Below are 13,471 nucleotides of genomic sequence, written 5' to 3' on the forward strand. Positions count from 1 at the left end.
CGCCGTGGCGACAGGTCCGATGTGTTCTGGCAGCATACGGGGCCCGCCGGAGGCGTCCTCCGGCGGTGTCACTCCGTGTCACTCCTGCGGGGAATACCCAACGGTGCCGCCGACCGGCAGAGTTGTCCGAATGCGTCATTTAGCAGCAGTAGTGCTCATTGCGGCGGCCTCGGCCGTCACCGGGTGTACGACGGTGCCCTCGCAGCCGGCCCCCGGCCCCTCGTCGGCGCCGGTGTTGCCCGTCCTCCCGCTCCCCCAGGACCGGACGGTCGTCCGGCAGCCGGACCAGCAGTCGCTCGCGACCGTACCGGTGCAGGAACCGGACCCCGGTCCCCCGGCCTCCGCCGCGGCTCCCGCGCCCCCGCAGCCCGTGCGGCGCCATCACCGGGCACGGACTCCGGTGGCGCCCGCGGAACGTGATCCGGTGCCCGCCGCCAAGGCCGCTCCGCACCCCCGCCCGGCGGCGTCACTGCCCGGCGGGGCGGGGGTCTGCGCGCTGGGCGAGACGTACGGCGGCTGGGCCGAGGACAGCGCCGCGGCGCGGATCTGCCACGAGTCCTACGGCCGGTGACCGGAGCCGTCCAGCCTCAGCTCCATCCGTCCGATCGCGGCCCGCAGGCCGTCGCCGTAGTCGTCGTCACCGAGCGCCCCCGAGGCGCTCCTCGCCCGGACGAGGTGGTTGCGCGCCAGCTCCCGCTCGCCGACCTTCAGGTAGTCGGCGGCGAGATTCAGGTGCAGTGACGGATAGAAGCCCCGCACGGCGAGCGACTCGTGGTGCCGGCCGGTGCGTTCGTCGGAGAGACCGTCGGCCGCCCGCAGGGCTCTGAGGTCCCACTCCAGTTCGTCCTCGGGATCGTCCTGGGTGTCGGCCATGAAGTGCGCGAGCGTGCAGCGGTGGAGGGGATCGCCGTCCTCGCCGATCTCCTCCCACAGACGACCGAACCGGGTCCTGGCCTCTTCACGGTCGCCGCCGTGCAGCAGCATCATGACCTGGCCGATCCGCGTCATGACCGCGTCCTGGCCGACACCCCAACCCTGTTCCTGATCCGTCACTGCCGCCTCCTGCGCCCCGCGGGCGTCCCGTTCCCGCTGATCCTGCTGACGCTAGCCGCAGGGTCCGGAAAACCCGGTCAGGCGCGGACACCGAGGTCGGGCACCCGCCAGTCGATCGGGTCGTGGCCCTGGGCCTTGACCGCGTCGTCGATCTGCGTGAAGGGGCGGCTGCCGAAGAAGAGCTTCGCGGACAGCGGTGAGGGGTGCGCGCCCTGGATCACCGTGTGCCGCTCGGTGTCGATCAGCGGGAGCTTCTTCTTGGCGTAGTTCCCCCACAGCACGAACACCGCCGGGTCCGACCGGTCGGAGACGGCCTTGATCACCGCGTCGGTGACCTTCTCCCAGCCCTTGCTCTTGTGCGAGTTCGCCTCGCCCTCCCGCACCGTCAGCACCGCGTTGAGCAGCAGGACGCCCTGCTCGGCCCACGGCATCAAGTAGCCGTTGTCCGGCACCGGGTGGCCGAGCTCCTCCTTCATCTCCTTGAAGATGTTGCGCAGCGACGGCGGGGTCTTCACGCCCGGCCGCACCGAGAAGCACAGCCCGTGCCCCTGTCCCTCGCCGTGGTACGGGTCCTGGCCGAGGATCAGCACCTTCACCCGGTCGAAAGGCGTGGCCTCCAGAGCCGCGAAGACCTCGTCCCGGGGCGGGAAGATCTTGTGCGTGGCCCGCTCGGTCTCCACGAACTCGGTGAGCTGCTGGAAGTACGGCTTCTCCAACTCCTCGCCGAGGACGTCCTGCCAGGATTCGGGCAGCATGCTGGGCACGTCAGGAACCTCCGGTACACGATCCGTTGCTGGAACTCAGAACGTACCGGGAGCCACTGACAACGCGCTCTCCGGGTGGCCGCGCGACGCCCGCCGGCACACCGGGAAACAGCTGAGCCGGGCCCGGGCCGAAGCCCGGACCCGGCTCGCCGGACCCGCTCAGGCGACGCCCGCGTGCAGGAACAACCCGCCGTCGACGACGAGGGTCTGGCCGGTGATCCACCCGGCCTGGTCGGAGAGCAGGAAGGCGGCTGCGCCGCCGATGTCCTCCGGGACGCCCAGCCGCTTGAGCGGATAACCCGCGGCGGCCTCCTCCTCGCGGCCCTCGTACAGCGCCGCGGCGAACCTCGTCTTGACCACCGCCGGGGCGATGGCGTTCACCCGCACGCCCGGCGCCATCTCGGCGGCGAGCTGGATCGTCAGGTTGACCATGGCGGCCTTGCTGATGCCGTAGGCGCCGATGAAGGGCGACGGGGCGAGACCGGCGACCGAGGCGATGTTGACGATCGCCCCGCCGTTCTCCTTCTGCCAGGCCTTCCAGGTCTGCTGCGCGAAGCCGAGCGCCGAGATCACATTGGTCTCGAAGACCTTGCGCGCGACGTTCAGGTCGAGTTCGGCGATCGGGCCGAAGACCGGGTTGGTGCCGGCGTTGTTCGCCAGGAAGTCGACGCGTCCGAACGCCTCCATGGTGCGTTCGACGGCGACCGCCTGGTGGGCCTCGTCGTGCGCCTTGCCGGCCACCCCGATCACCCGGTCGGCGCCGAGCTTCTCGACGGCCTCCTTGAGCGCGTCCTCGTTCCGGCCGGTGATGCAGACGCGGTCGCCACGGGCCACCAGGGCCTCGGCGATGCCGTAGCCGATACCGCGGCTGGCGCCGGTGACGAGGGCGACCTTGCCGCTGTCGGTGGGAATCTCACGTGTCATGGTGCTCAGATCTCCGATGCGCGTCAGTTGAGCGGGCCGCCGGCCACGTACAGGACCTGGCCGGAGACGAAGCCGGCCTGCTCACCGGTGAAGAAGGCGATCGCGTTGGCGATGTCGTCCGGGTTGCCGACCCGCTGGACGGGGATCTGGGTCGCGGCGGCCGCCTGGAACTCCTCGAAGCCCATGCCGATCCGGGCGGCCGTGGCGGCGGTCATGTCGGTGACGATGAAGCCGGGCGCCACGGCGTTGGCGGTGACGCCGAACTTGCCGAGCTCGAAGGCCAGCGTCTTGGTGAAGCCCTGCAGACCCGCCTTGGCGGCCGAGTAGTTGACCTGGCCGCGGTTGCCGAGCGCGGAGCTCGACGACAGGTTGACGATCCGGCCGAACTTCGCCGCCACCATGTGCTTCTGCACCGCGCGGGACATCAGGAAGGCACCCCGGAGGTGCACGTTCATGACGGTGTCCCAGTCGGTCGCGCTCATCTTGAACAGCAGGTTGTCGCGGAGCACACCCGCGTTGTTCACGAGGATGGTCGGCGCGCCCAGTTCCTCCGCGACCCGGGCCACCGCCGCCTCGACCTGCGCCTCGTCCGATACGTCGCAGCCGACCGCGAGCGCCCTGCCGCCGTCCGCCGTGATCTGCTCGACGGTCTCCTTGCAGGCACCCTCGTCGAGGTCGAGTACGGCGACGGCGCGGCCCTCGGCCGCCAGCCGCTTGGCGGTGGCGGCGCCGATGCCGCGCGCGGCCCCGGTCACGATCGCGACGCGCTGCTCGGTCGTGGACATGCAGTCTCCTTGCCCTCAGATACGGCGCCGGGCGGAATCCCGCACGGACTCCGCACATGAGCAACCGCTTAGTAGGTTAGTTGTCGAAACCGTAGGAGCCCTGTGACCCGCTGTCAACGGAACCCCTCGCGAGTGTGTTTCAGCGCACCAGGAGACCGAGCAGCCGGTCCACCTCGGCCTCCGGGTCCGCGGTCAGCCCGGTGTGGATCGGACCGGGCTGCACCACCGTGCTGCGCGGCGCCGTGAGCCAGCGGAAACGCCGTCCCGGGTCGTCGCCGGCCGCCTGTCCGGCCCGTTCCCCGCCCTCGCACACACCCTCGTACCCGCGCAGCGCGGCGCGCACCCCCTCGACGTCCACCTTCTCGTCGAGACAGCGCAGCCGCGCCTCGTCCAGGTGGATCCGCGCGCCGACGAACGACTGCGCGCGGCAGTAGACCAGCACCCCCGCGTTGATCATCTCGCCGCGCTCGATCCGCGGTACGACGCGCACCAGCGCGTACTCGAACACATCCCGGCCACTGCCCCGGTACCCGGTCACTTCGCGGCCTTCCCGTCCACCCAGGTGCGCAGCCAGTCCGGCGCGTCCTGCTTCGGCTTCTGTCCCGCCACGAGGACGATCCGCTCATGCACCGAGCCCGCGCGGGCGAGCAGCACCCGCTCGTACGCCCTGCGCACCTCGTCGGGACCGTCGAAACCGGGCTCCCCGTCCAGCCACTCGTCGGGCACCAGAGCGGTGACCTCGCGCAGCAGTTCCTCGGTGACCTTGGGCGCGAGCTCGGCCGCGGCGGCGGCCGGGTCGGGCGAGAACCGGGACAGCGCGTGGTCGGCGGCGTCGAAGGGCTTCGCCGACGCCTGTTCGGCCGTCTTCCAGTTGTGGTGCCAGATCAGCGAGGCGCCGTGGTCGATGAGCCAGAGGTCCTTGTGCCAGATCAGCAGGTTGGGGTTGCGCCAGGACCGGTCCACATTGCCGATCAGGGCGTCGAACCAGACGATGCGGCCGGCCTCGGCCGGCTCGATCTCGAAGACCAGCGGGTCGAACCCGAGCGAGCCCGGCAGGAAGTCCATCCCCAGGTTGAGGCCGCCGCTGGACTTGAGCAGATCCTGGATCTCGGCGTCGGGCTCGCCGAGCCCGATCACCGGGTCGAACTGGAACCGGACGAGCTCGGGGACGCGCAGTCCCAGCCGGCGGGCCAGCTCGCCCGCCACGATCTCGGCGACCAGCGCCTTGCGGCCCTGCGCGGCGCCGGTGAACTTCACGACGTACGTACCGAGGTCGTCGGCCTCGACCACCCCCGGCACCGAGCCGCCCTCGCGCAAGGGCGTCACGTAACGGATCCCTGTTACCTCTGTGAGCATCGCCCCAGGCTACTTGCGCGGCGCCGGACCACGGCGACCGTGGGGAACGGTGGCGAAGTCCGGTGATCACGAATGCGCTGGGCCATCAGCCGGAATTCTTCGGGAGGCTTTGAACGCGCCGGAGGATCTCTGCGTATGACCGGGCGGGCACGGCATCACGCCCACCGGGCGACCGCTCCCGCGCCACCCGGCTCCTCTACCGACAGGACGTGCCACATGACCGACACCTCCGGTATTCCCGCGGCTCCGACCCGCCGCACGATGGTCGCCGCGGCGGGCGGCGTGGGTCTCATCGCCGCTCTGACCGCGTGCGGCGGATCGGATACGAAGGCCAGTGACACCCCGGCCACCACCCCGGCCCAGCCTTCGGCCCCGGCGGACTCCTCGGCACCGGCCGCCACCACTCCGGGCGGGAGCGGCGCCGACGCACTGGCCAAGACCACGGACATCCCGGTGGGCGGCGGAAAGATCTTCGCGGACCAGAAGGTCGTCGTCACCCAGCCGACCGCCGGTGACTTCAAGGCGTTCTCCGCGGTCTGCACGCACCAGGGCTGTGCGGTCAGCGACGTGGCGGACGGCACCATCAACTGCCCCTGCCACGGAAGCAAGTTCAAGATCGCGGACGGCAGTGTCGCCGCCGGTCCGGCGACCAAGCCGCTGGCCGCCGCCAAGGTCACCGTCGCGGGCGGCTCGTTGCAGCTGGGCTGACGGGCGCGAGCGGGCTGTGGCAGCGCCGCCGGGGCGTTGGCGGCTACGGCTTTCCGGCGTGCTGCCCCTGCCGCTTCCAGCAGGCCAGGATGTCGTCGGTCGTGCCGACCGTGGAGACGAGCGCGAGGGTGTGCCGGACGACGGCCTCGGTGTACTCGCGGGGCACCCCTGCGATGGCGTCGGCGGGAACCACCACCTGGTACCCCAGGTTGACGGCGTCGAAGACGGCATTGGGGATCGCGATGTTCGCGGAGACCCCGGCGACGATCAGGGTGCGGCAGCCCAGGTTGCGCAGCAGCGCGTCGACATCGGTACCGGCGATCGGTGACAGCCCGTGCAGCCGGCGTACGACCAGGTCGCCGTCGGCGAGCGGTATCCCCTCGGCGAGCCGCACGGCCGGTGTGCCGGTCAGCTGCTGCACGGGCAGCCGCCCGGCGGCACGGAAGAGCCGCGCGTTGTGGTTGGCGCCGAGCCCGTCCGGGCGGCGTTCGGCGATGGCGTGCAGGACGGCGGCGCCCACCTCGTGGGCGCCGCCGACCAGCCGTGCCACATGGCCCAGTGCCCCGGAGTCCCGCGCCTCGGCGGCGAGTTCCGGCAGCGCGCTGTCCGGCCCGACGACGCCGCGCTGGCACTCCACGGTCAGTACGGCGGTGACCGCCGGGTCCAGCAGTTCCGCCAGCCGGTCGCTCGGCGCCATGACTGCCCCCTCGTACGACGGACCTCAACGGCCGCAACGGACCGACGGACCGCAAGGGGCCCGCAACGGATGACGACGGAGCGACCGTAGCTGACGAACCGTCAGCCAGGAAGGGATGCGGCGCGCACGGGCGCACCCGCCGGCCACCACCACTGGACGGCCGCGCCGCCGTCCTCCATTATTTCTGACACACAGTCAGATAAATGGAGGTGCTCGACTCATGGCCGTCATTCAGCGGCGGGGCCGCAGAATCATGATGACCCCGCACGAGGTCGACGCCTTCCTCGCGGAGCAGCGCACCTGCCGCGTGGCGACCGTCTCCAAGGACGGCCGTCCGCACGTCGGCGCCCTGTGGTTCACCTGGGACGGCGCATCGCTGTGGCTCTACTCCATCGTCCGCAGTCAGCGCTGGACCGACCTGCTGCGCGATCCCCGCGTCTCGGTCGTGATCGACGACGGAGTGGAGTACGGGGAGCTGCGCGGCATCGAGCTCTCCGGGACCGTCGAATTCATCGGTGAGGCGCCCCGAACCGGCGAGCCCGTCCCGGAGCTGGACGCCCCCGAGCGGCTGTTCTCGGCCAAGAACTTCGGGCTCGACACCATGCCGCACGACGGCCGTCACGCCTGGCTCCGGCTCACCCCGGAACGGATGGCCTCCTGGGACTTCAGCAAGATTCCGCAGTAGAGCCGCGGGGCGGAGCGGGCGGGCGTCACTTGCTCCCCCGCGCCGCCGCCTCGGAGATGTTGCGGGCCATGCCGCCGAAGACCACGGCGTGGAACGGTGCCACGCTCCACCAGTAGAGCTGGCCGGCCAGACCGTGCGGATGGAACAGCGCACGCTGGCGGAGGAGGGTGGCGCCCGCGTCGTCGTGGTCCACCGACAGTTCCAGCCAGGCCAGGCCGGGCAGCCGCATCTCGGCGCGCAGCCGCAGCAGACGGCCCGGTTCGATCGCCTCGACCCGCCAGAAGTCCAGTGAGTCCCCGACCCGCAGCCGCGCGGTGTCGCGGCGGCCCCGGCGCAGCCCGACGCCGCCGGCCAGCCGGTCCAGCCAGCCCCGTACGGCCCAGGCCAGTGGGAACGAGTACCAGCCGTTCTCGCCTCCGATGCCCTCGATCACCCGCCACAGCGCGTCCGGCGGAGCGTCCACCGTGCGTTCGCGCCGGTCGGCGTACAGACTGCCGCCGGCCCAGTCGGGGTCCGTGGGCAGCGGGTCGCTGGGGGCTCCGGGCACCGCGGCGGACGACCAGCGGGTCGGGACGTCGGCGTCCCGCAGCCGTTTGAGCGCCAGCCGCACCGAGTCGTCGAAGCCGATCCGCCCGGTGGGCGGGTCGGGTACGTACCGCGCCAGGTCGTTCTCCGAACAGATCACTTCGTGCCGCAGTGACTCGGTGAGCGGGCGGGCGATGGAGCGCGGCACCGGGGTGACGAGGCCGATCCAGTGACTGGACAGGCCCGGCGTCAGGACCGGTACGGGCAGGATCAACCGCCGCGGCAGGCCGGCGACGGCCGCGTACCGCTGCATCATGCCGCGGTAGGTGAGGACGTCCGGGCCGCCGATGTCGAAGGACCGGCTGACGTCGGGCGGCAGGGTGGCGGCGCCGACGAGGCAGTGCAGTACGTCGCGGACGGCGATCGGCTGGATGCGGGTCCTGACCCAGCTCGGGGTGACCATCAGCGGGAGCCGCTCGGTGAGATAGCGCAGCATCTCGAAGGAGGCCGAACCGGAGCCGATGATCACCGCGGCCCGCAGGACGGCGGTGGGCACCCCCGACCTGAGCAGAATGTGCCCGACCTCGGCACGGGACCGCAGATGCGCGGAGAGCTCCGGCTCCGGGACCCCGGTCGGCGTCAGCCCGCCCAGATAGACGATGCGCCGCACTCCGGCGGCGCGGGCCTGCTCGGCGAAGAGCCGGGCGGCACGGCGGTCGGTCTCCTCGAAGCCACGGCCGGTGCCCAGCGCGTGCACCAGGTAGTACGCGGTGTGCACGCCCTCGAACGCGGAGCGCAGCGAGTCCGCGTCGGTCACATCGCCCCGCACCGTCTCGACCCGATCGGCCCAGGGGTGGTCACGGAGCTTCTCCGGCGTGCGGGCGAGGCAGCGGACGGCGTATCCGGCATCGAGCAGCTCGGGCACGAGCCGGCCGCCGATGTATCCGGTGGCTCCGGTGACCAGGCAGCGGCGGGTGCTTTCGTCTTCGGGCATACGGGGATGCCTACCCGGCCGTCGTCGGCAATCACAGCAGGTGGGCGGCGGATCGCTGTTCCGACGGCTGCCGGGGACCGGATCCGGAGGCCGGGTCCGCGGTCCGGGTCCGCGGGACAGGTCCGCAGGCCGGGTCCGCGGTCCGGGTCCGTGAGCCAGGTCCGCGGGCACGGCGTAACAGCGCTACGCCTGGGGGTAGCGTCGATACTCTCTTGGTGTTAGCGTTGCTGTTGTCGGGTTGCGAAGGACGCCACCCCAGCCGGATCAGGGAGCACCGTCATGAGCGCGCAGACCACCACCTCCAAGTCCTCGAGCCGGGTCGCGATCGTCACCGGCGGCTCCCGCGGCATCGGCCGGGAGAGCGCCGAGCGACTGGCCGCCGACGGATTCGCCGTCGTCGTCAACTACGCCGGCAACCAGACCGAGGCCGACGCGACGGTGTCGGCCATCACCGCCGCCGGCGGGCGGGCGGTCGCCTTCCGTGCCGACGTCGCCGACGAGGTCTCGGTCTCGGCCCTCTTCGACACCGCCGAGAGGACGTTCGGCGGAATCGACGTCGTCGTGCACGCGGCGGGCGTCATGACGCTGGCACCGCTGGTCGACACGGATCTGGACGCCATGGACCGTATGCACCGCACGAACATCCGCGGCACCTTCGTCGTCGATCAGCAGGCCGCCCGACGACTGCGCGGCGGCGGGGCGATCATCAACTTCTCCAGCTCCGTGGTGGGACTGGCCATCCCCGGCTACACCGCATACGCGGCCACCAAGGGCGCCGTCGAGGCGATGACGCTGATCCTGGCCCGGGAGCTGCGCGGCCGGGACATCACCGTCAACGCCGTGGCCCCGGGACCGACCGCCACCGCCCTGTTCCTGGACGGCAAGGACGAGGAGACCGTCGCGAGGATGGCCGCCCAGGCACCGCTGGAGCGCCTCGGCACCCCGCAGGACATCGCCGAGGTCGTCTCCTTCCTCGCCGGCCCGGCCCGCTGGGTGAACGGCCAGGTCGTCCGGGCCAACGGCGGCATCGTCTGACCGGCGCCCCGGCCGTCCCTTCCGCCTTTCCCTTCTTTCCCTCGCGTTCTTTCCCTCGCGCTTTCGCGCTCGACCGACCGACGACCAACGACCGACCGACCGACCGAGGAGTTTCCGCCATGGGCAGCACCATCGTCATCACAGGAGCCGGTTCCGGTTTCGGAGCCCTGGCCGCACGGGCGCTGGCCCGCTCGGGCCACACCGTCTACGCCGCCATGCGCAACACCACCGGCCGCAACGCCGACCGGGTCGCCGAGGCCCGGCAGTACGCCGCCGAGCACCAGGTGGACCTGCGCACCGTCGAACTCGACGTCCTCTCCCAGGAGTCCGCCGACGCCGCCGTCGCCACCATCCTGGCCGAGGCGGGCACCCTGGACGTCGTCATCCACAACGCCGGCCACATGGTCACCGGCCCCACCGAGGCCTTCACTCCCGAAGAGCTCACCGCCGTCTACGACACCAACGTGCTCGGCACCCAGCGGGTCAACCGCGCCGCCCTCCCCCATCTGCGGGCGCGGCGGCACGGCCTCGTCGTATGGATCGGCTCCACGAGCACCCGTGGCGGTACCCCGCCGTACCTCGCCCCGTACTTCGCCGCCAAGGCCGCCATGGACTCGCTCGCCGTCAGCTACGCCGCCGAACTGGCCCGTTTCGACATCGAGACCTCCATCGTCGTCCCCGGCTCCTTCACCTCGGGCACCAACCACTTCGCCACGGGCGGGCACCCGGCCCAGCAGGACATCGTCGACGCCTACGAGGAGCACTACGCCGGCCTCATGGACCAGGTCTCCCGGCGACTCGCCGACCTGGCCCCGGCCGGTGCCGACGTCTCCCAGGTCGCGGACGCCATCGTCGACGTCGTCAACGCGCCGCACGGCACGCGTCCGTTCCGCGTCCACATAGATCCCGCGGGCGACGGCGCCGAGGAGGTCAGCGAGGTCGCCGACCGCATCCGCGCCGAATTCCTTGCCCGGATCGGCCTCGGGGACCTCCTTCACCCGCACACCCACCCGCACGCCGCCGAGTAGCACCCCGGCGCGAGCGCGGAGACCATGAGACCGTCCCCGCCCCACCCCGACCGACCCCGACCGGACAGGAGAACACCATGGCCACGACCGAACTGCACCCCGCCGTCCAGCGCGCGGTGGACGCCGCCAACTCCGGCGTCACCGACGACTTCCTCGACAGCTTCACCGCGGACGGCGCGGTCGACGACTGGGGCCGTGTCTTCGCCGGACGTGAGGCCATCCGGGGGTGGAGCGACAAGGAGTTCATCGGGGTGGACGTCAGCCTGGACGTCACGGCGGTGCACCGGTCGGGCGACACCGTGACCGTCACCGCGACGGTGGGCGGGAACGGCTTCAACGGCCCCTCCGACTTCGCGTTCACGGTGGCGGGCGACCGGATCTCCCTGATGCGGATCACCGGATGACGACCGGCCGGCCGCGGCGCGGAAAGCCCGCCACCGTACGTAGCACCGCTACGCCGTGCTTGATAGCGTTCCCCGTGTGAGTACCCGAGCGCGCATCCTGGAAGTGGCGGCCGACCTGGTCGCGGAGTCTCCGGACGGGGACGTGTCCACGCGGGCGGTGTGCGAGGCCGCGCAGGTGGGCGCCCCGGCGCTCTACCGGTACTTCGGGGACAAGGAAGGCCTGCTGTCGGCCGTCGTCGACCACGGCTTCGACAAGTACCTGGCGACGAAGCGGCAGCACCGCGCCGGTGCCGACCCCATCGAGGATCTGCGCAACGGCTGGGACAGCCACGTGGAGTTCGCCCTGCAGAACCCGAACCTGTACCGGTTGATGAACTCCCCCGCGATGCGCACCACCCCGGCCGCGGCGCTGGAGTCCCATCAGATCCTCACCCGGGACCTGGAGCGGGCGGCGGCACTGGGGAAACTGCGGCTCGCCCCCGAGCTGGCCGCCCAGATAGTGATGTCGGCCAACGTCGGTGTGGCCCTGATGCTCGTCGCCCGGCCCTCGACCTTCACCGACCCGAGCACATCGCATCGCGTCCGTGACGCCGTGCACGCCTCCGTCTTCACCCCGGACGTGTTCGGCACCCGAGCCGCCCCGGACGGCTCCGCCGGCGACCGGGACGACGCGCGGCTGCAGTCGACCGCGAGCCGGTTGAACGCACTGCTGCGCCAGTCGCCAGACCAGACGCTCAGCGTCGCCGAGACGGTCCTGCTGACCGAATGGCTGGACCGGCTGTCGAACACCCCCCAGCACCAGTAGGCACGGAAATCCGCGGATGTTTCCCGCCGCGGTGTCGATCCGGGCCCGGGCCGTTCGTATAGGGAGTGAGAAGCCGGCACGAGGCCGGCGGAACGACCTAGGAGGACACCATGCCGCAGTACCTGCTCAGCGTGATGCAGCCCGAAGGGGAGCCGCCCGCCCCCGAGGTCCTGCAGGAGATCATGCGCAACGTGGAGGCTCTGCACGAGGAGCTCAAGGCCGCCGGAGCGTGGGTCTTCGCCGGCGGTCTGCACGCCCCGAGCACCGCGACCGTGGTCCGTCTCCAGGACGGCGACGTGCTCACCACCGACGGCCCGTACCTCGAGGGCAAGGAGTATCTCGGCGGCCTGTCCATCATCGAGGCGCCCGACCTGGACGCCGCGCTGGAATGGGGCCGTAAGAGCGCCCGGGCGACCACCCTCCCGATCGAGGTGCGCCCCTTCTACTGGGAGGCCACCGGCTGATGGCTGATCTGCCGGCCGTCCCCGCCGCGGAGATCGAACAGGTCTTCCGTGCGGAGTACGGCCGCTCGGTGGCGGTCCTGGTCCGTGTCTTCGGCGACATCGACATCGCCGAGGAGGCGGTCCAGGACGCGTTCACCACGGCGCTGGAACGGTGGCCGTCCGCCGGGCTGCCGCCGAGCCCCGCCGGCTGGATCATCACCACGGCACGCAACCGGGCGATCGACCGGCTCCGCCGGGAGGCGTCCCGCCAGGACCGGCATGCCCAGGCCGCTCTGCTGCACGCCCGCGACGAACCGATCGAGGAGGGCCCCGTGCGCGACGACCGGCTCCGCCTGATCTTCACGTGCTGCCACCCCTCGCTCGCCACCGGAGCCCAGGTCGCGCTGACGCTCCGGCTCCTGGGAGGCCTGAGCACCACCGAGATCGCCCACGCGTTCCTGGTTCCTGAACCGACGATGGCCCAGCGGCTGGTGCGGGCCAAGGGCAAGATCCGGGACGCCCGGATCCCCTACCGGGTCCCGTACGAGGCGGACCTCCCGGGGCGGCTCCGGGCCGTACTGGCCGTCGTCTACCTCATCTTCAACGAGGGCTACACGGCCAGTTCGGGCGACCGGCTGGTCCGTGAGGACCTCTGCGCGGAGGCCCTGCGCCTCGGACGGCTGCTGGCCGAACTCATGCCGGACGAACCCGAGGTCATGGGGCTGCTCGCGCTCATGCTGCTCACCGAGTCCCGGCGCCGGGCCCGCTCCGCCCCGGACGGCGGGCTGGTCCCGCTGGCCGAGCAGGACCGGGCCCGGTGGGACGGCGCCCTCGTCGCCGAGGGACAGACCATCGTCCGGCAGTGCCTGCGGCGCGGCCGGCCCGGCCCCTACCAGGTCCAGGCGGCCATCAACGCCGTCCACAGCGATGCTCCGAGCACGGCCGCCACGGACTGGCGGCAGATCCTGCAGCTCTACGACCAGTTGCTGACGCTCACCCCGACCCCCGTCGTGGCCCTCAACCGCGCGGTCGCGGTGGCCGAGGTCGACGGGCCGGAGGCCGCGCTCGCCCTCGTCGACGAGCTCGGCCTCGACGGATACCACGTGCTCCACGCCATCCGGGCCGACCTGCTCCGGCGGCTGGGCCGCACCGCCGAGGCGCGGTCGGCATACGGGACGGCGATCGCGCTCGCCGGGAACCAACCGGAGCACGACTTCCTCACGCGCCGGCAGCGGGAACTCGGCCCGGACCTCTGATCGGCGGTC

17 protein-coding genes are annotated in these 13,471 nt (G+C 71.7%); 9 read left to right on the forward strand and 8 right to left on the reverse strand.

Going from position 1 to position 13,471, the window contains the following annotated elements:
* Positions 1-193: 193 nt before the first annotated feature.
* The gene (locus LNW72_RS07250; protein WP_250974640.1) at positions 194-571 is read left to right on the forward strand and encodes a hypothetical protein; all 378 of its coding nucleotides are present in this window, start codon (positions 194-196) and stop codon (positions 569-571) included.
* On the opposite strand, the gene LNW72_RS07255 is transcribed toward LNW72_RS07250, so the two are convergent.
* The 6 genes from LNW72_RS07255 to LNW72_RS07280 form a co-directional block, all read right to left on the reverse strand.
* Complete coding sequence (locus LNW72_RS07255; RefSeq protein WP_250980046.1) at positions 559-1,008, reverse strand: hypothetical protein; 450 nt, start codon at positions 1,006-1,008, stop codon at positions 559-561. The two genes, LNW72_RS07250 and LNW72_RS07255, sit on opposite strands and share 13 nt — an antisense overlap.
* Positions 1,009-1,130: 122 nt before the next feature.
* Positions 1,131-1,808: a uracil-DNA glycosylase gene (gene ung, locus LNW72_RS07260; protein ID WP_250980047.1), complete on the reverse strand. Its 678-nt coding sequence runs from the start codon at positions 1,806-1,808 to the stop codon at positions 1,131-1,133.
* Between the two features lie 168 nt (positions 1,809-1,976).
* Entirely contained in the window at positions 1,977-2,741 is a 765-nt protein-coding gene (locus LNW72_RS07265) for an SDR family oxidoreductase (RefSeq protein WP_250974641.1), read from the reverse strand.
* 23 nt (positions 2,742-2,764) lie between these two features.
* Positions 2,765-3,526 (reverse strand): 3-oxoacyl-ACP reductase FabG, encoded by a 762-nt coding sequence (gene fabG, locus LNW72_RS07270; protein ID WP_164299520.1) that lies wholly within the window; start codon positions 3,524-3,526, stop codon positions 2,765-2,767.
* Positions 3,527-3,665: 139 nt separating this feature from the next.
* Complete coding sequence (locus tag LNW72_RS07275; RefSeq protein ID WP_250974642.1) at positions 3,666-4,064, reverse strand: DUF3037 domain-containing protein; 399 nt, start codon at positions 4,062-4,064, stop codon at positions 3,666-3,668.
* The gene (locus LNW72_RS07280) at positions 4,061-4,882 is read right to left on the reverse strand and encodes a HipA family kinase (protein ID WP_164299522.1); all 822 of its coding nucleotides are present in this window, start codon (positions 4,880-4,882) and stop codon (positions 4,061-4,063) included. The genes LNW72_RS07275 and LNW72_RS07280 overlap by 4 nt, the downstream gene beginning before the upstream one ends.
* A 216-nt stretch (positions 4,883-5,098) precedes the next feature.
* On the opposite strand from LNW72_RS07280, the gene LNW72_RS07285 reads away from it, so the two are divergent.
* Positions 5,099-5,590, forward strand: coding sequence for a Rieske (2Fe-2S) protein (locus LNW72_RS07285; RefSeq protein ID WP_250974643.1), 492 nt, complete (start codon positions 5,099-5,101; stop codon positions 5,588-5,590).
* Between the two features lie 43 nt (positions 5,591-5,633).
* Here the strand turns inward: LNW72_RS07285 and LNW72_RS07290 are convergent, their stop codons facing one another.
* The gene (locus LNW72_RS07290; RefSeq protein WP_250974644.1) at positions 5,634-6,287 is read right to left on the reverse strand and encodes an isochorismatase family cysteine hydrolase; all 654 of its coding nucleotides are present in this window, start codon (positions 6,285-6,287) and stop codon (positions 5,634-5,636) included.
* Positions 6,288-6,507: 220 nt separating this feature from the next.
* Here LNW72_RS07290 and LNW72_RS07295 point away from each other — a divergent pair, with 220 nt between their 5' ends.
* Positions 6,508-6,972 (forward strand): pyridoxamine 5'-phosphate oxidase family protein, encoded by a 465-nt coding sequence (locus tag LNW72_RS07295; RefSeq protein ID WP_250974645.1) that lies wholly within the window; start codon positions 6,508-6,510, stop codon positions 6,970-6,972.
* Positions 6,973-6,997: 25 nt separating this feature from the next.
* On the opposite strand, the gene LNW72_RS07300 is transcribed toward LNW72_RS07295, so the two are convergent.
* Positions 6,998-8,491 (reverse strand): SDR family oxidoreductase, encoded by a 1,494-nt coding sequence (locus LNW72_RS07300; RefSeq protein WP_250974646.1) that lies wholly within the window; start codon positions 8,489-8,491, stop codon positions 6,998-7,000.
* A gap of 279 nt (positions 8,492-8,770) precedes the next feature.
* Here LNW72_RS07300 and LNW72_RS07305 point away from each other — a divergent pair, with 279 nt between their 5' ends.
* The 6 genes from LNW72_RS07305 (at position 8,771) to LNW72_RS07330 (ending at position 13,462) form a co-directional block, all read left to right on the forward strand.
* Positions 8,771-9,526 (forward strand): SDR family oxidoreductase, encoded by a 756-nt coding sequence (locus LNW72_RS07305; protein ID WP_250974647.1) that lies wholly within the window; start codon positions 8,771-8,773, stop codon positions 9,524-9,526.
* A gap of 119 nt (positions 9,527-9,645) precedes the next feature.
* Positions 9,646-10,554 (forward strand): SDR family oxidoreductase, encoded by a 909-nt coding sequence (locus tag LNW72_RS07310; protein ID WP_250974648.1) that lies wholly within the window; start codon positions 9,646-9,648, stop codon positions 10,552-10,554.
* A gap of 77 nt (positions 10,555-10,631) precedes the next feature.
* Positions 10,632-10,958: a nuclear transport factor 2 family protein gene (locus tag LNW72_RS07315; RefSeq protein ID WP_250974649.1), complete on the forward strand. Its 327-nt coding sequence runs from the start codon at positions 10,632-10,634 to the stop codon at positions 10,956-10,958.
* Between the two features lie 76 nt (positions 10,959-11,034).
* The gene (locus tag LNW72_RS07320; RefSeq protein ID WP_250974650.1) at positions 11,035-11,763 is read left to right on the forward strand and encodes a TetR/AcrR family transcriptional regulator; all 729 of its coding nucleotides are present in this window, start codon (positions 11,035-11,037) and stop codon (positions 11,761-11,763) included.
* Between the two features lie 110 nt (positions 11,764-11,873).
* A complete protein-coding gene (locus LNW72_RS07325; RefSeq protein ID WP_250974651.1) occupies positions 11,874-12,227 on the forward strand; it encodes a YciI family protein in 354 nt (117 codons plus the stop codon).
* Complete coding sequence (locus LNW72_RS07330; RefSeq protein WP_250974652.1) at positions 12,227-13,462, forward strand: RNA polymerase sigma factor; 1,236 nt, start codon at positions 12,227-12,229, stop codon at positions 13,460-13,462. Before LNW72_RS07325 ends, LNW72_RS07330 begins: the two co-directional genes overlap by 1 nt.
* The last annotated feature ends 9 nt before the right edge of the window (positions 13,463-13,471 follow it).

Source organism: Streptomyces sp. RKAG293 (genome assembly GCF_023701745.1).
In the GTDB taxonomy this organism is placed as follows: domain Bacteria; phylum Actinomycetota; class Actinomycetes; order Streptomycetales; family Streptomycetaceae; genus Actinacidiphila.